The sequence below is a fragment of the Solibacillus sp. FSL R7-0682 genome, assembly GCF_038005985.1.
In the GTDB taxonomy this organism is placed as follows: Bacteria; Bacillota; Bacilli; order Bacillales_A; family Planococcaceae; genus Solibacillus.
This window is the reverse complement of sequence record NZ_JBBOUI010000001.1, coordinates 2,240,521-2,258,433: the sequence shown is the minus strand read 5'-3', so window position 1 is coordinate 2,258,433 and position 17,913 is coordinate 2,240,521. Positions and strand designations below refer to the sequence as shown.

Here is a 17,913-nt window from a genome sequence, read left to right as displayed (position 1 = left end):
TTGGCTGGTGTAAAGTGTAGGACACTTTGTACCAGCCTCTATTTATAGGATGTGATTGAGATGAAGGATGTCTATTTATTTAGTGGATTTTTAGGGAGTGGCAAAACATCTATGCTAACGGATGTGATTCGCCAATTAAAAGATGTAGGTCTAAAGCCTGCTGTCATCATGAATGAATTAGGGAAATTACCGTTTGATTCTCAAGCAGTGGAAGCGGATGTTCCCCTAAAGGAAATGTTAGAAGGGTGTATTTGTTGTAGTGGAGCGGAAAAAACAGAAGCGCAAATTCAATCTCTACTACATGATCAAGAGTTTGATGTGTTAATTATCGAAACGACTGGCGCGGCCCACCCAGTAGAAGCTTTAGATGCAGTGTATTCACCAATATTCGCTGATCAACTAAATATTAAAGGGATAGTTACAGTAGCCGATAGTAAGCTATGGCTTGATCGAGCTTCGTTAACCCCGCAAGTGCGTTCTTTATTTATGGAACAAATTCGCCATGCACATTTACTGTTAGCCAATAAAACGGATTTATTAACAGAATCAGAGCAAGCGCAAGTTGTGTATGAGCTGCAAGGTTTTAATCCGAATGCTTTTATTTTGCAAACAATAAATGGACGTGTTCCACTTAAACTCTTACAAAATATGCAATCTACAGCACAGGTGGCAAAGGAAGAAATCGTTTCTGCTCGCATAGGAGAAAGCTTTAATTTGGGCTCGAGACTAGTCGAATTCACAGAAAGCTTTACACAAGAGCAAGTTGAAGACTGGGTTCGTGCTTTACCAGATACGGTTTATCGAATGAAAGGCTATATACCAATTGAGGGCATAAAAAATCCGATGCTCTTTCAATATGCATATGGAATGGTTCAATGGCTGCCAGAATTCATTAAAATGCAACCGAATCTTGTGATTATTGGTGAAAATATTCAAAATATAAAAGTGATAGGCGAGAAATCATAATTCGTCAATAGCTTTTCAGATGAAATTGATTCTTTAATTGGATAAATTTATTGAAAAATTGTATTTAAAAATACTATAAAAAAGGCTTATAGATTGGTAGATGGCTATCTTACCAATTTATAGGCCATTTTTTTTGAAAAAAGTATTTTACGATAAGGGCACACGAAAGGAGGCGTACAAAATGAAAAAATCGTTAATGACATTTTGTGCAGTAATACTTTTATCAACTCAAGCACCAATCGCTAAGGCGGAAGAGGTGAAAGAAAACAAAGGAATCGAGGATTACAAACATTACTATAGCTACGTTGTAACTTCGAATGATCAATATAAACTGGTAGATTTAAAAGAACTTTTGAAAAAATGGACATTTAAAGGTACAGCAACAGTGGAGGATAATCAAACTTCAACTGATAAGAAAAATCAAACTTCTACTAAACAAGAGCAAAAAGATACGAAAGTAGAACAACCAAAGAAGGAAGCTACTGTAACTAAACCAGTAACTAAGCCAGTTGAAAAACCAGTAACAAAACCTGTTGAAGAAAAGGTACCAGCTAAGCCGGTTGAAGAAAAAGAAACTACAAATCAAGTGGTGACACAACCAACAGAAACACCAAAAACACCAGTTGTTGAATCACAACCAGTAAAAGAAGAACCTAAAAACGAGTCATTAAGTGATATTGATGCAATTGAAGCAAAAGTAGTTGAATTGACGAATGCAGAGCGTGCAAAAAATGGTTTAAGTGCACTTCAAATTGATAAACCATTAATGGCAGCTGCTCGTGAAAAATCTCAAGATATGAAAGATAATAATTACTTCTCTCATACTTCACCAACTTGGGGAAGCCCATTTGATCGATTAAAAGCTCTTGGTATTTCATATCAAGCTGCAGGAGAAAATATCGCTAAAGGTCAAAAAACAGCTGAAGAAGTTGTTACAGCTTGGATGAATTCTGAAGGCCACCGTGCGAATATTTTAGATGCTAAATTTACTCACATTGGTGTTGGGTATGTAAAAGACGGAAATATTTGGACACAACAGTTTATTAAAAAATAACAATTCACTCACTATCTATTTCGAAATGAAGTAGATAGTGTTTTTCTTTTTATTTATTGTATTAAACTGTCTCCAGAAGCATTTTTGTTTGGAAAAGAATTTATCCGATTGCCATACTATGCTACAATTAACATTATAATTAAAAGGTGTGGGAAATACATATGGACGATCTTTCACAACAATCATTAATTATTTTAAATGTTTAAATCGTTTTTTATAACAAAAGCTATATTGATAAACAAGAATTTTTCATACTAATTTATATTATCGCTATATACAAGCAAATTGAGACGAAACATATCGATTTTTGTAAGCATGAATGAACTTGTATAAGCATAAATTGGAATAAGGAAAATTGACTGTGTTAGGAGAAATTTATGAACGAAAAATCAATCATTTTAACTGGTGGGGGTACGGCTGGACATGTTTCGTTAAATGAAGCAATTATCCCATCATTAATTGAAGCAGGATACAAAGTACATTATATAGGTTCACACGATGGTATTGAGAAAGAAATTATCGGCAATGCATTTCCTAATATACCTTATCATAGTATTTCTAGTGGAAAGCTAAGACGTTATTTTTCAATGAAAAACTTTTCAGATCCATTCCGAGTAATGGCAGGGGTTGGACAAGCTTTCTCTATTATAAAAAAGGTAAAACCTACAGTAATATTTTCTAAGGGAGGATTCGTCTCAGTACCAGTCGTTATGGCGGCCAAACTGGCAAATATACCGGTAGTAGTACATGAATCAGATGTAACGCCTGGTTTAGCGAATAAAATAGCACAACCATTTGCGTCACATGTTTTTACTGTTTTTAAAGAAACGATGAAGCATTTACCAAACGACAAATCGACAAATACGGGATCAATTATTCGTCAACAGCTTTTTGAAGGAAATAAAGAGCGTGGTTTAACGTTTTGTGGATTTACAACGGATAAAAAAGTGTTGTTAGTCATGGGAGGAAGCTTAGGCTCAGTCGTTATAAATGATGCGCTACGGAAAAATTTGAATACATTATTAGATCAATATCAAATTATTCATTTATGTGGTAAAGGAAACAAGGATGCGAGTTTAGAAAATCTGAAAGGCTATAAGCAATTTGAATATGTAACGACAGAATTACCGGATTTATTATATGCGGCGGATTTAGTTGTATCACGTGCTGGTTCAAACTCAATTTTCGAATTTTTGGCATTGCATAAACCAATGTTACTAATTCCGTTATCCGCAACAAAAAGTCGCGGCGATCAAATTTTAAATGCCCGTTTATTTAAGAAACAAGGTTTTGCTCATGTATTAGATGAAGATACGATGACAACGGCAACTTTTTTAGCTGCAGTAATGCAGCTTGATAAAGAGGGGGATGAAATGATTGATCGAATGCTCGATGTAGAACAACCAAAAACACCAGCAGAAATGGTATCGCTAATTACGCAATATGAGAAGTAAATAGAAAAGATGCTGGAACAAAACCTGCCTCAAAAGCAAATGCAGTCCAATTTTACGATAAGTAAAATTTGGACTGCTTTATTTTTTATTTCAGCTTCGTAACTATTGTTCTCCGTTACGGCGGAAGCTTTCCTAGGGACAAGGCTCGAGCCTGTAGTCTTTCCCACGTGCTGTTCTACTGGGAGTTCCAAAACTTTTTAAAATAAGTTTATTCAATATAAAAACCACCCATACAAAGTAGTAGGGTGGATTGTAGTTTGTGTGATTACATTGCTTGTTCTTCTTCTTCTGTTTGTGTGTTTGCTGTAGTTAAATAGAATAAATCTCTTGGGATTTTAAAAAGGTGGAATTTTGTCTCACCTTGATTGATTTCATCAAATAATGCGGGATTACTCAACTCAGCATCAACTACGTAAGGTAATTTTAATGCTGCAGCTTTTGAACGAGCATTTTCTTTACGAATACGTAAGAAAACCGTATGGAAATCATAATTAAAAAACAAATCTTGAAGAAAAGCTAACTTTGCTTTTTGATTGTAGCCAAATCCTTGGTAAGGCTTACCAATCCAAGTGCCTAGAAAACCAGCGCCATCTTGGATATCAAAAATACTAATAGTTCCGATTGGGGCGCCCCATTCGTCAACAATTGTTCGAGAAATTGTTAAGCCGTTCAATTCTTCTTCGATTAATTGCTTTGTCATAAATAAATATTCTTCAGCAGATGTTGCTTTTTGACGAACAAATGGAAATACAGACGGATGACGTAATAGCTCATATAGCTCTGCAGTTTCATGTAGTTCTCGGTGTTTTAACATTTGAAACGCCTCCTTTTAAGAAGAAAAATGGTAGAGCCCTTTGTAAAGAATGGTTACAATGAAATTTCATCAAAATAATAAATTTCTTTATCACAAGGCAGTAGTCATTTCGAACTTGATCCAACCTAAAAGAATTTGACGTTAAACTATGGCGTGCAATCGTCTCTGTCTCGCTCTATTCTAGACAATGAAAAACAATATCGAAATAAGATTATTATCTACATTTTATTATAATATATTCTCTTGGTGCAACTTTCAAGCTCGAAAAAAACATTTTTTTCTATTAATTGACGATTAATTCTGAAAAATCTTAATATTCATTCGACTGTTGTGTCGTGTGTTTTTAAAAGCGTATAATAGAGTGATATAGGAAAGTAGGGGGAATATTTTTGAAGTATCAATTATTAAAAGTGCATGGTTCAGGTAATACATTTTATTTATACGATTCATTATATGAAAATGAATTGGATTGGGTTCGTTTAACTAAATGGCTATGTGATCCAAACAATCACGAGGGAGCGGACGGGTTATTACTTGTTTTGCCTTCTGAAAAAGCAGATGCAAAAATGCGAGTTATTAATGCAGATGGCTCGGAAGCATCAATGTGTGGAAATGGATTGCGATGTGTAGCTCGTTATATTTGTGAAAAGTTAAATGTTGACAGCGCAATAATTGAAACAATGAAAGCCAATTTAACTGTTCGTAAAGAGGCGCCGATTTTTGAATCGCTCCCAACATATGCAGTAGAAATTTCTCCGGTATCGTTTGATTTGCAAACATTGCCGATGCATTATGAACACAAAACTGAAATTAAAAATCAACTACTACCGGCTTTCTCGGATGAAATTTTATTTACAGCTGTTTCAGTTCCTAATCCTCATCTTATTGGAATCGTGGATAAGCAGTATATTGAAGACGTTTCACATCAGCAAAAATTGGCCGCTTATTTAAATGGGGATAATGAATATTTTCCAGATGGTGTAAATGTTAGCTATGTTTTGCCGATTTCTGAAAGTGAAATATTTGTGAGAACATATGAACGTGGTGTAGGATTTACAAATGCATGTGGTACTGCAATGACAGCATCTGCATTAATTGCTAAACTATATGATTACGTAAATGTTCCAAAAATTAAGGTGTACAATCCCGGCGGCTTCGTTCAATGTCAAGTTGAGGCTAATGAAAACAGCTACCAATTATCATTAATTGGAAACGCTACAGTGCTAGGGAATTATGAAATCGATAATGATTTACATATTTTAGGTTGTTTTATGACGGATGAGCAGTTACAATATGAAAAATGTAACATTTTTGTAAAAGAGAAATTAGGTAATCTTATTTAGTTGTTTGAGATTTAAGGAGGGATTTTAAAGATGGATTCGAAATTTTCTGTTGAGCAGCTCGAACTGTTATTTGGAAAAAGCCGAGATGCAGTATTTTTTATGGAAAAAATCGAAGATGACTATCGATATAATTTTTTAAATGATACTGCGATCAAATTAATTAATATGAATCCAATCGGACAAACATTACTACAAGTAATCCCTCCACATACATCAAAAAACATATTTCATTATTATCAAATTTCGGATGAACAACAAGATCAAGTGGAATTTGAAGATTATACGTATTCAAAGTTCGAAATACGTAAGCAAAAGACGACGGTCATTCCTGTCCAAACAGAAGGGAAGTCTTTTTTGCTTGCAATTACAAGAGAAATTCCAGTTGGTCGTGACTTGGAAGATAAATATTTGTTCATGCGCTCGGTATTTTACAAATCGTTTTTATCGACTATTCTTATTTCGACAGAATTCCAATTGCTAGAGGCAAATCAGAAGTTTGTTGATGAATTTAATATTCGTTTAGAAGATAGCCATAGTAATTTTTTTGAGTTGCCATTTATCGACCAAGAATGTGTACCTATGCTCAAGGAGTATATTAATCAAGCGCAAAATGGAGAAAATATTACGTCAAAAATGTTGTACTTCATCGATAAAAACCATGTGAGACGATACTACACGGCTACATTTTCATCGTTGACAAGCAATGATAAAACAATTGCAGTATTTATTATTTTGCAAGAAATTACAGCATTTGTGGAACAAAAGCAAGCGTTGCGTACTGCTTCCCATGGTCTCGAAACATTAAAAAATGCCATTAGTTCGGCTGCAGATGTTATTTTCACAAATACAGATGGCATAATCATCGATGTAAACGAACGAGTAATTCAAAATACTGGATATGCTCGTGAAGAGCTTGTGGGGAAAACTCATCGCGTGTTTAATTCCGGATACCATACGAAACAATTTTTCGATAGGCTTTGGAAAACGATTAAAAGTGGAAATATTTGGCGTGACGAGATTTGTAATCGAAAGAAGAATGGTGAGACATATTGGATGGATGCAACAACGATTCCGATCATTGATGAAAATGGTGAAATCGAACAATATATTACGATTCAATATAATATTTCCTCGAAGAAGGAATTAATGTCAGAGCTATATAAAATCGAAAGTAACTTTCGTGCAATTACGGAAAACACAAATGATTTTATTTTAATAGCCGATAAGGATGGGAAAATAAAATATGCTTCACCTTCATATATTCGTAAATTAGGATATTCTGAAGAGGAGCTAATTGGTCAAACATACGAAAATTTACTGACGATTGACAGTTTAGCTGTCTGGCAAAAGGAGCTTTCCATTATTAAAAGAAATGGCATTTTAGAAAATAAAATTGAATTGCAACTTTTATCTAAAAACCATCATACTATGTGGACAGAAGGAAATTACACTATTACGTTAGATATGGCACAACAAAAAATAGAAGAAATCGTGATGGTATCAAGAGAAATTACAGAGCGAAAGCAATTAGAAGATAAATTAACCTATTTAGCTTATCATGATAGCCTGACACAGCTAGGTAATCGACGACTCCTCTATAGAGATTTTCCGGAGATATTAAATAAGGCGATCATTAATAATGAATCAATTGCCATTTTCTATATAGATGGTGATAATTTTAAACAGGTAAATGATCTTTATGGACATGACGTAGGCGATGAATTTTTAAAAGAATTTGGTCAAGCACTTGTAAAATGTATTCGTAATGATGATTTAATTGTCCGTTTAGGTGGGGATGAGTTTTTAATTGCTTTAACGGGCCTTTCCTCAAATGAGCAAGTGCGCTTAGAGCAAATTAAACATATCGTCGAACGCATCCGATTACAATTAAAAATTGGTTGGACAATTCGTGATTTACACTTTGCGCCAACGACATCAATTGGCATTTCAATTTATCCTGAACATAGTGATACATTAGAGCAATTAATTGATTTAGCAGATCGTGCGCTCTATCAAGCAAAACAAATATCAAAAAACAATTATTGTATTAGCAGTGTACAACTAAATGTTTAAAAGAATGCTCAGTGTTGCAATAGAACACTGAGTTTTTTATTTTGTAAATAGAAATTCAAGTGAAAGAAATGGTAGACTAACTGCAAAATTATTCATAGAAACGCTATAATATGTCAACGCTATATAGACCATGATAAACTAGTAAAAAAGGTTAAAATAATTCGTTTATTCGAGGGGTAATATGAAACAAAAAATATTGATAGTTGAAGATGAAAAAAATATTGCTAGATTTTTAGAATTAGAATTAAAGCATGAGCAATTCGACGTTGCGGTTGCATATGATGGAAGAAAAGGACTTGAAGTTGCGACATCTGAAACATTTGACTGTATATTACTTGATGTCATGCTTCCAGAATTAAATGGGATAGAAGTTTGTCGACGTATTCGGAAACAAAGTGATGTGCCAGTCTTATTACTGACAGCACGTGATGCCGTTATGGATCGTGTAGCTGGACTTGATGCGGGCGCGGATGATTATATTGTAAAACCGTTTGCCATTGAAGAGTTATTAGCACGGATTCGTTCAATTTTAAGAAGAGTACGTCCTGTCCATACAACGGAACAATTGACCGTTCGAGATATACGCATTGACCCAAATGCATACGAAGTCTTTTTTGAAGGCAAAAAGTTAGAATTAACTCGTAAAGAATATGATTTATTAAAGTTTCTTGTTGAAAACCTGAACCGAGTATGTACAAGAGAGCTTATTTTAGAAAATGTTTGGGGATTTGACAGTGAGGTGGAGACGAATGTAGTAGATGTTTATATTCGCCATTTACGAACAAAACTACTAACAAATTCAGAACCGTACATTGAAACCGTTCGGGGGGTTGGATATGTGGTGAGAGGATGAAGAGACTTCGAAAAGGGTTATATAATTTATCACTTAAATCAAAATGGACCTTAACGGTAGGTGCGACGATCTTTATAAGTTATGCAATGATTTCAATTGTATTGTATATAGCGTTACAAACATGGCTCATTAACAATGAAGAAAAAAATGCAATTCGAACTGTTGATGATATTACGAGTTTTTTTGAAGCACAAGGAAGCACTGTTACAATACAGCAATTACAAAATAATAACGCATTGATGAAAGCTATTATGACACAGGAGCAAACTGTTCGTATTTTTAATTTAGATGGAGTTGAAGTGATCCGAATTAATGATGTTACGGAAGCTGCTATTTTTCCACAAACGAATCGGAAAAATGTTCCTACTATTATAGAAGAGCAAAATATTGGAGGGACTGAAGCGTTTGTCATCCATCAAGTTGTTCAAATTGGACCGTTTCATGGAATTATGCAACTTATCCATCCGTTGACAACATTTCAATCGATGATGAAATATATTTTGACAACAATTTTAATAGTAGGACTTGGCGCATTATTGTTTTCCGTTTCAATTAGTTATTATTTAGCGAATTTACTAATGAAACCACTTGTTCAGCTGCGAGATGCAATGAATCTTGTACGTGATCGTGGCTTTACAGCGCAACCACAATTTCAATATGAAGCAGATGATGAAATTGGTGATTTGCTTAAAATGTATCGCTCCTTAATGAATGAATTAGAAATTTCATTTACTAAACAACAGCAATTTATAGCCGATGCATCCCATGAGTTACGTACACCAATCCAAGTAATTGAGGGACATTTATCGTTGTTAAAACGATGGGGGAAAGATGACCCAGTAGTGTTAACGGAATCTTTAAATACGTCATTAGAAGAAATTTCACGCATGAAAAAAATGATTGAAGAATTGCTTCAACTTGCTAAGCGCGAAGAGGTTGATAAAAAAGCTGAAGCAGATTTAGAAGTTGTTTATGATAACGTAAAAATAGAACTTTTACAGCTGTATCATGATGTCATTATTGAAAAAACTGTTGTAGGACAGAAAAAAACAGCCTTAATAAGCGAACATGCTGCAACGCAAATCTTTAGAAATATTATGAGTAATGGTATACGATATAATAGCAATCAACCGAATCTTCAAGTAGCTATTTATTATACTGAACAATTCATTTCTGTCACAATACAAGATAATGGAATTGGTATTTCAGAAAAGCAACTTCCGCATATTTTTGATCGCTTTTATCGAGTAGAGGAATCTAGGACGAAGGAGATTTCTGGAACGGGTTTAGGGCTGAGTATTACAAAAATGCTCGCAGAAAAATATCAGATTGAGATGCAGGTCGAAAGTTCAGTAAATAATGGAACTGCGTTTATACTTAAATTCCCTACAAAATAGAACATTTCTTGTGGTTCCAAATTGATTTTTAATTGTTCAAGAAAAAATATGCTTATTTTGCTAAAAAGAGTTGTATTTTTTGTGAAGAGTAGTAAGATTGAGATGGAAAAAATGTTCTTCTACACGTAATGACATTGTGCTTTTAGTCTGTGTTGAAGAATGGTAAAATATTATTTGATTTATTTAGGTAGATAACAAAGTCAAACTTTTTATCAACAAAGGGAAGTACAGTAGTTGTGCTTAGCATAGCAATGTCTTTCTAAGTAAATTATTGGAACAGCCATTAGGCAAAATTTGGAGGTTATTTTCATGTCGAACAATGTATTACCTGCAGGTTCCCCATGGTCAGCATTCTCAGGTCCAAACTTAGGTTATGTACTTGAGCAGTATGACTTATTCCTGCAATCTCCTGAAGAAGTAGAAGCAGAGCTAGTTGAATTATTCAAAGCATATGGTGGTCCTGTATTCGCAGAGGGTCAAGCTCCTGTTGTTTCTGGAGATACAGCAGTCCCAGGTACTGGCGATTATAAAAAAGTGTTAGCAGCAGTAAAACTAGCAGATTCTATTCGTGAATACGGTCATTTAGCGGCGGATTTATATCCATTAAAAAACCGTGCATTAGATACTTCTCGTATTGAAGAAAGCGTATTCAATTTAACTTCTACAGACTTAGCAGCAATTCCTGCGTCTGTATTCTTTAAAAACGTTCCTGCTGGTGTAACAAATGGTAAAGAGGCAATTGACTTTTTAAAATCAGTTTACACTGACAAAGTTGGTGTTGAAGTTGCACACTTACAAAATGCAGAAGAACGTGCATGGATTGAAGCACAAGTCGAGGCTGGTGCTTTTAAGCAAGCATTATCTGTAGATGAAAAGAAAGCGGTTTTAGAACGCTTAACTCGTATTGAAAACTTTGAAAAATTCATTCACAAAACGTTTGTAGGTCAAAAACGTTTCTCTGGTGAAGGTTTAGATACACAAATTATTTTACTTGATGAAATTATTAACGCATCTGAAACAAAAGGCGTAAAAAATGTTCGTATCGGGATGGCCCACCGTGGTCGTTTAAACGTTTTAACACACGTATTAAACAAACCATACGACATGATGTTCTCAGATTTTGCACACGTTTCAAATGAATTATTCTTACCAGAAGACGGTCGTTTAGAAATTACAAAAGGCTGGACAGGTGACGTTAAATATCACATGGGTGCTTCATATACTCGTGATTCTGGAATGAATGTTAAATTAGCATATAACCCTTCTCATTTAGAAGTAGGGAACCCAATCGTAATTGGTTCGGTTCGCGCGGCTCAAGATGATACATCTGCAGCTGGTTTTGCAAAGCATGATCCATCTAAAGCGTTAGGTATTTTACTACACGGTGATGCAGCATTCGCTGGTCAAGGTATCGTAACAGAAGGCTTCAACTTCTCTCAAACAGAAGGCTTCACAACAGGTGGTACAGTTCAAATTATTGCGAACAACATGATCGGTTTCACAACTGAATTATATGATTCACGTTCGTCAAATTATTCATCTGACCCTGCAAAAGGTTATGATATCCCAGTTATTCACGTTAACGCGGATAGCCCAGAAACAGTTGCACAAGTAGGTCGTTTTGTAGCAGAATACCGTGCGAAGTTCAAAAAAGATATCGTAATTGACCTAATCGGTTACCGTCGCTATGGTCACAACGAAACAGATGATCCAACAGTTACGAACCCTGAAACATATAAATTAGTATCAAAACACGAGCCAATTCGTGCTTTATATGGCGCTGAATTAGCGACAACTGGTGTTTTATCTACGGACGAAATAAAAGCTTTAGATACAAACATTTATGCAGAAATGCAAGCTGCGTATGACCACGTAAAAGCAATGGCAGAAAAAGATGAGCATTTAACACCTGAAATGCCAGAAGAAGTGAAAGTGGAATTCCCGGAAATTGATACTTCAGTTGAGTTAGATCGTTTAAATAAAATTAACGAAGACTTATTAGTATTCGAAGATGGCTTTGAACCACAAAACAAATTAGGTAAAATTTTAGAAAAACGTCGTGATGCATTTGCAAACGCAAAAATTGACTGGGGTCATGCAGAGACTTTAGCATATGCAACAATTACTCAAGATGGCACACCAGTTCGTTTCACTGGTCAAGATGCACAACGTGGTACATTCTCACAACGCCACTTAGTATTACATGATAAAAACAACGGTTCTGAATATACACCATTACATCATGTAGATGGCGTTAATGCGTCATTCACAGTATACAATTCACCACTTACAGAAGCAGGTGTAGTTGGATATGAGTATGGTTATAACTTAGAAAACGAAAACGTATTATCTGTATGGGAAGCGCAATTTGGTGACTTCGCGAACATGGCACAAGTAATGTTCGATAACTTTATCTCAAGTGCACGTTCAAAATGGGGTCAAAAATCTGGATTTGTTATCCTTTTACCACATGGTTATGAAGGTCAAGGTCCAGAGCACTCATCAAGCCGTATGGAGCGTTACTTACAATTATCAGCAGAAAACAACTGGTTCGTAGCGAACTGTTCAAATGCTGGTAACTACTACCACCTATTACGTCGTCAAGCAGGCTTACTTGGTACTGAAGGCGTTCGTCCATTAGTTGTAGTATCTCCAAAATCACTTTTACGTCACCCATTAGCAGCAGCTGATGCGAACCAACTTGCAACAGGTCGCTTCCAAGAAGTAATCGAGCAAGAAGGCTTAGGTAAAAATGTAAAAGCAGTAGAAAAAGTAGTATTAGGTTCTGGTAAGGTAATGATTGACCTTGCAGAGCGTGTTAAAGATGGCGAAGGCTTCGATCACTTACACATCGTACGTGTTGAGCAAATTTATCCATTCCCAACACAACAAGTGAAGGACATTATCGCTCGATTCCCGAATGTAAAAGAAATCGTTTGGGTTCAAGAAGAGCCGAAAAACCAAGGGTCATGGACATATGTTCTTGAAACATTATATGATATCGCTGAAGGCAAAAAAGTTCGCTATGTAGGACGTCCTGCAATGAGCTCAACTTCTGAAGGCGACGGCGATTCACATAAAGCAGCACAAGCAAAACTTGTTAATGAAGCATTAGAAAAGTAAGATTGAACTTGAATGAAATGGGCTACTTATATAAGTAGCCCAGCTATACAGCTTGTATAGCGTAATTAAAGGAGGATATTAACGTGGCTGAAATTAAAGTCCCTGAATTAGCAGAATCGATTACTGAAGGTACAATTGCCCAGTGGGTTAAAAAAGTTGGAGATCGCGTAGAAAAAGGCGAATTCATCGTAGAATTAGAAACAGATAAAGTAAACGCTGAAATCATCTCTGAAGAAGCAGGCGTATTAACTCAAATTTTAGCTGAAGAAGGCGATACTGTACTAGTAGGTCAAGTAATCGCAGTTGTAGAAGCAGGCGAAGGCGCTGCACCAGCACCGGCTGCACCAGCTAAAGAGGAAGCTCCAGCAGCACCAGCTCAAGAAGCACCAAAAGCGGCTCCTGCTCCTGTAGCAGTAGAAGAAACTTCTGGTGAGCGTGTAATCGCTTCTCCAGCAGCTCGTAAATTAGCACGTGAAAAAGGTATCGACTTAGCAGCGATTTCTCCAGTAGATCCACAAGGTCGTGTACGCGTACAAGACGTAGCAGCACATGGTACAGCACCAGTTGCGGCGCCGGCAGCAGCACCAGTTGCAAACGGTCCAATGATTTTCACACCAGCGGGTGACTCTGATCGTGTAACTGTAGAAAAAATGTCACGTCGTCGTCAAACGATTGCAAAACGTTTATTAGAAGTTAAACAATCAACTGCGATGTTAACTACATTCAACGAAATCGACATGACAAACATCATGGCATTACGTAAACGTAAACAAGACGAGTTCGTAAAAGCGAATGACATCAAATTAGGCTTCATGTCATTCTTCACAAAAGCAGTAGTTGCTGCACTTAAAAAATATCCATACGTTAACGCTCAAATTAACGGTGACGAAATTCACTTAAATAACTTCTTTGATATTGGTATCGCGGTATCTACTGAAGAAGGATTAGTAGTACCAGTAGTTCGTGATGCAAACGCTAAAAACTTCGCTGAAATCGAGAAAAACATTGCTGAATTAGCAGGTAAAGCTCGTGACAAAAAATTAGGCTTAAACGACATGGCTGGTGGATCATTCACAATCACAAACGGTGGTGTATTCGGTTCATTAATGTCAACGCCTATCATGAACGGTACTCAAGCGGGTATTTTAGGAATGCACTCAATCGTTAACCGTCCAATCGCTGTTAACGGTGAAGTACAAATCCGCCCAATGATGTATGTGGCATTATCTTATGACCACCGTATTATTGATGGTAAAGATTCTGTAGGCTTCTTAAAAACAGTTAAAGAAATGATCGAAAACCCAGAAGATTTACTATTAAACTCTTAATTTGAACAATAAGCGTCGGCATCGAGAGATGTCGGCGCTTTTTTCGTTTGAATTAATTTGCTTGCATACCACCATCGACATTGTAAAGGGAACCTGTGACGAAGGAAGCGTTATTAGATGCTAGAAAATAGACGATTTGTGCTACTTCTTGTGGAGTACCAAAACGACCAAGCGGTATTCCTTGTTTAATCGCTTCGCCGGCTGAATCTGGGGTTTCTGGTGAAATGTTTGATTGGATTGTCGTAAGCATTTGCGTATCTATTGCTGCGGGTGCCACTGCATTTACACGAATACCGTATGCAGCAGCTTCTAAAGCGGCGGTTTTCGTTAAACCTGCCACTGCATGTTTAGATGCAATATAGCCAGCCATTCCCGCCGAACCAATGTATGCAGCATTGGAAGCTGTATTAACAATTGTGCCATATCCTTGCTTTTCCATTTGTTGAATGACATACTTGAGCCCTAGGAAAACACCTGTTACATTAATATTCATCAGAAGATTAAATTGCTCAAGCTCCAAATCTTTTATCATTTTAAAAGGTCCACTAATGCCAGCGTTGTTAAAAAATACATCAATTTTGCCAAATTTCTCAACGGTTTCGTTTACATATCTTCTCACGTCTTGTTCATTCGTTACATCGGCTGTAATTGTGTGTACGTATCCTTTTGCTACTTGTATGGATTGTAGTGCTTCTTCTAATGCTTCTGTTTTCAAATCGACTAATACAATCGTAGCCCCATGTTCTAAAAACAATTGCGCCGTAGCTTTTCCAATTCCCCCTGCACCGCCAGTAATTAAAACGACTTGACTTTCCACATTTTTCACCCTTTCACCTAGTAATACTAATATTATAGAAAACGGCAAATAAAACGGCAAATAAATACATTTACGAGAAATATAGTTAGGGGATGTTTAACATAAACTATTTGTAGCAACTTTTTCTTTTAAATGCATTTTAATTTTGAGTAGTAATTAAAAGGAAATTGTAAATATTAAGAAATTAATAAGGTATTTTACAATAGTTGTCGAATAGATTATTTAGATGATGATTAAGGAGGAATTGGATTATGTTCAAGACATATGATTCAACTAATTTTTTTGATGAGATGATTGAAAATAATGTACCTAAGCGCCATTATGCACCTTTTTATGAACAACTACTCGCCTTAACAAATGAACAGCTATTGACGAAACACAATGCTGCACAATCCAGTTTTTTACGGCAAGGTATAACGTTTACGGTATATGGTGCTGAAGGGGGGACGGAGCGTACGATGCCATTTGACTTCATTCCGATTATTATTCCACATGATCAGTGGCTTGTAATTGAACAAGGAATGAAACAACGCATTAAAGCATTAAATATGTTTTTACACGATGTTTATAATGAACGTCGAATAATCCATGAAGGTGTAATACCAGCAACATTAGTTGATGAAAATCCTTATTATTCCCGACAAGTCATCGGCGCAAATATTGCTTTACAAAATCATGTGTTTATGGCCGGAATCGATTTAATTCGTGACGAACATGGTACATATCGTGTTTTAGAAGATAATTTACGCAACCCATCAGGTTTAAGCTATGTATTTCAAAATCGTTATGTAATGCGAAAAATATATCCTGAGTTTTTTAAAAACTATGCAATTGAAACACTTGAAGATCAAATGGGGAAACTTCAAGAAGCACTACTAGCTCATCGCCCCCCTAATCTCCCACATTATGAACAGCCGACTGCGGTGTTGCTTTCTGCTGGAGTATACAATTCTGCGTATTACGATCATGTTTTTTTAGCAAAAGAGATGAATATTCGCCTTGTTGAAGGAAGAGATTTACTCGTAAAGGACGATAAAGTTTACGTAAAGACGATTCGTGGACTAAAACGTGTTGATATTATTTATCGTAGAATAGACGATGATTTTCTTGACCCTACTGTATTTCGTGAAGACTCACTTCTTGGTGTAGCAGGAGTTTTACAGGCATATAAGAAGGGAAATGTATCGATTTTAAATGCAGTAGGGAATGGGGTAGCGGACGATAAAGCAATGTATGTATACGTACCTGACATGATACGCTATTACTTAAATGAAGAGCCTATAATTGGAAATGTAAAAACCTACTTGTTAACAAATGCTGATGATTTAGACTATGTTTTGAAAAATTTAGAAACATTAGTAGTAAAAAATGTAGGAGAATCTGGTGGATACGACATGTTAATTGGTCCGCATGCAAGTGAGGAATTACGTCAAAAATTCCGTGAAAAAATACTTGCCGCTCCTCATTCATACATTGCGCAGCCAACAATTAAGCTTTCCCGTGCACCTGCATTTCAGCAAGGTAAATTTTATCCGTGTCACATTGATTTACGTATTTTTGTGATACAAGGTAGAACAACACATATTGTTCCAGGAGGACTTTCAAGAGTGGCATTACAGGAGGGCTCCCTCGTTGTGAATTCATCACAAGGGGGTGGTGGTAAAGATACTTGGGTGTTAAAGGAGGAAGACCCACATGCTTAGTCGAGTAGCAGATGCACTTTATTGGATTGGTCGCTACAGTGAGCGTACTTGTACAAATGCACATATTTTAAATTATCAACTAGAACATATGCTGGAATTAGGAAGAACAGATAAGCAATATAAGCATCAATGGAATACTGTACTAAGTATTTGTGGATACTATGATGATTTTTCAGCACGTTATGGAAGCTGTGATATTTCACAAATGCTCTATTATTTATGTAAAGATGAGCATAATTTAAATGCACTAGATTCATTAATTAATAAACTCCGAAATAATGCAAAAAATTCACGTGATTGTATTCCGAACGAACTATTTGAAGAATGGAATAGCTTATACTTATTGAACAAAGAAACCTCCTTAGACAAACCATTTGATGTACTAGAGGCAAATGAATATTTAGCAAATATTCGTAAATATTCTTTAACATCAACAGGAATTATTGATTCTGTTATGACAAGAGATGACTGTTATCATTTTATCAAAATTGGAAAATGGCTAGAACGTTCGGAAAAAACTGCACTCATTCTTTTGAACTTAATGGAAGATGAATTGAATTTAAAGAAAGATTTCCCTATTACTACCGCACTCCAGTTTACAAATACTTTCGCAGAATATATACGGCGTTCTGGAACACGAGAAACGAATGCTGTACTAAACTTTTTAATAAATGAAGTACATTGTTCCAAATCAATACTGTACGGAATTACAAAAATAAAAAGTACAATAATAGAGCTAGAAAATTATGAAATCCGCCCATACGCACAAAAGTTGATTGAAGCAATAACTGATGTGGAGAAACTATTGAAAAGTGATGTAAGTAAAATGACAGTAAGTGAACGCAAACAATGGATTATCGCCATTCACAATGCGTGTATTCACCTAGGCCCAATTTTATCAAAAACATATTATTTAACAGAACCGATATTAGTGAAATGAATCGCTCCGCATCGAATAAATAATCAATAAAGGCGAAAAAAGGGGAAA

At 35.8% G+C, this 17,913-nt stretch carries 13 protein-coding genes; 11 read left to right on the top strand and 2 right to left on the bottom strand.

Annotated elements, in window-relative coordinates; all coding sequences use genetic code 11:
* Positions 1-60 precede the first annotated feature (60 nt).
* The 3 genes from MKZ17_RS11490 to MKZ17_RS11480 all read left to right on the top strand — a co-directional run bounded on the left by MKZ17_RS11490 (position 61) and on the right by MKZ17_RS11480 (position 3,474).
* Positions 61-966 (top strand): CobW family GTP-binding protein, encoded by a 906-nt coding sequence (locus tag MKZ17_RS11490; protein ID WP_340723871.1) that lies wholly within the window; start codon positions 61-63, stop codon positions 964-966.
* A gap of 181 nt (positions 967-1,147) precedes the next feature.
* Positions 1,148-2,020 (top strand): CAP domain-containing protein, encoded by an 873-nt coding sequence (locus tag MKZ17_RS11485; protein WP_340723870.1) that lies wholly within the window; start codon positions 1,148-1,150, stop codon positions 2,018-2,020.
* A gap of 377 nt (positions 2,021-2,397) precedes the next feature.
* On the top strand, positions 2,398-3,474 hold the full coding sequence (locus tag MKZ17_RS11480) for an undecaprenyldiphospho-muramoylpentapeptide beta-N-acetylglucosaminyltransferase (protein WP_340723869.1): 1,077 nt from the start codon (positions 2,398-2,400) through the stop codon (positions 3,472-3,474).
* 265 nt (positions 3,475-3,739) lie between these two features.
* Here MKZ17_RS11480 and MKZ17_RS11475 read toward each other — a convergent pair whose 3' ends face one another.
* Positions 3,740-4,288 (bottom strand): GNAT family N-acetyltransferase, encoded by a 549-nt coding sequence (locus MKZ17_RS11475; protein WP_340723868.1) that lies wholly within the window; start codon positions 4,286-4,288, stop codon positions 3,740-3,742.
* A 389-nt stretch (positions 4,289-4,677) separates the two neighbouring features.
* Here MKZ17_RS11475 and dapF point away from each other — a divergent pair, with 389 nt between their 5' ends.
* From dapF to odhB, 6 genes are all read left to right on the top strand, one after another.
* A complete protein-coding gene (gene dapF / locus MKZ17_RS11470) occupies positions 4,678-5,631 on the top strand; it encodes a diaminopimelate epimerase (protein ID WP_340723867.1) in 954 nt (317 codons plus the stop codon).
* Between the two features lie 30 nt (positions 5,632-5,661).
* Complete coding sequence (locus tag MKZ17_RS11465; protein WP_340723866.1) at positions 5,662-7,704, top strand: sensor domain-containing diguanylate cyclase; 2,043 nt, start codon at positions 5,662-5,664, stop codon at positions 7,702-7,704.
* A 181-nt stretch (positions 7,705-7,885) separates the two neighbouring features.
* Positions 7,886-8,557 carry a response regulator transcription factor gene (locus MKZ17_RS11460; RefSeq protein ID WP_340723865.1) on the top strand — a complete coding sequence of 224 codons (672 nt, stop codon included), beginning with the start codon at positions 7,886-7,888 and terminating at the stop codon, positions 8,555-8,557.
* A complete protein-coding gene (locus MKZ17_RS11455; RefSeq protein ID WP_340723864.1) occupies positions 8,554-9,954 on the top strand; it encodes a HAMP domain-containing sensor histidine kinase in 1,401 nt (466 codons plus the stop codon). The genes MKZ17_RS11460 and MKZ17_RS11455 overlap by 4 nt, the downstream gene beginning before the upstream one ends.
* Before the next feature lie 309 nt (positions 9,955-10,263).
* The gene (locus MKZ17_RS11450; RefSeq protein WP_340723863.1) at positions 10,264-13,077 is read left to right on the top strand and encodes a 2-oxoglutarate dehydrogenase E1 component; all 2,814 of its coding nucleotides are present in this window, start codon (positions 10,264-10,266) and stop codon (positions 13,075-13,077) included.
* 83 nt (positions 13,078-13,160) lie between these two features.
* The gene (odhB, locus tag MKZ17_RS11445; RefSeq protein ID WP_340723862.1) at positions 13,161-14,405 is read left to right on the top strand and encodes a 2-oxoglutarate dehydrogenase complex dihydrolipoyllysine-residue succinyltransferase; all 1,245 of its coding nucleotides are present in this window, start codon (positions 13,161-13,163) and stop codon (positions 14,403-14,405) included.
* Positions 14,406-14,457: 52 nt separating this feature from the next.
* Here odhB and MKZ17_RS11440 read toward each other — a convergent pair whose 3' ends face one another.
* The gene (locus MKZ17_RS11440; protein ID WP_340723861.1) at positions 14,458-15,222 is read right to left on the bottom strand and encodes an SDR family NAD(P)-dependent oxidoreductase; all 765 of its coding nucleotides are present in this window, start codon (positions 15,220-15,222) and stop codon (positions 14,458-14,460) included.
* A 251-nt stretch (positions 15,223-15,473) separates the two neighbouring features.
* On the opposite strand from MKZ17_RS11440, the gene MKZ17_RS11435 reads away from it, so the two are divergent.
* Together MKZ17_RS11435 and MKZ17_RS11430 are read left to right on the top strand one after the other, a co-directional pair.
* Positions 15,474-16,925 (top strand): circularly permuted type 2 ATP-grasp protein, encoded by a 1,452-nt coding sequence (locus MKZ17_RS11435; RefSeq protein ID WP_340723860.1) that lies wholly within the window; start codon positions 15,474-15,476, stop codon positions 16,923-16,925.
* Positions 16,918-17,865: an alpha-E domain-containing protein gene (locus MKZ17_RS11430; RefSeq protein ID WP_340723859.1), complete on the top strand. Its 948-nt coding sequence runs from the start codon at positions 16,918-16,920 to the stop codon at positions 17,863-17,865. Before MKZ17_RS11435 ends, MKZ17_RS11430 begins: the two co-directional genes overlap by 8 nt.
* Positions 17,866-17,913: the final 48 nt, after the last annotated feature.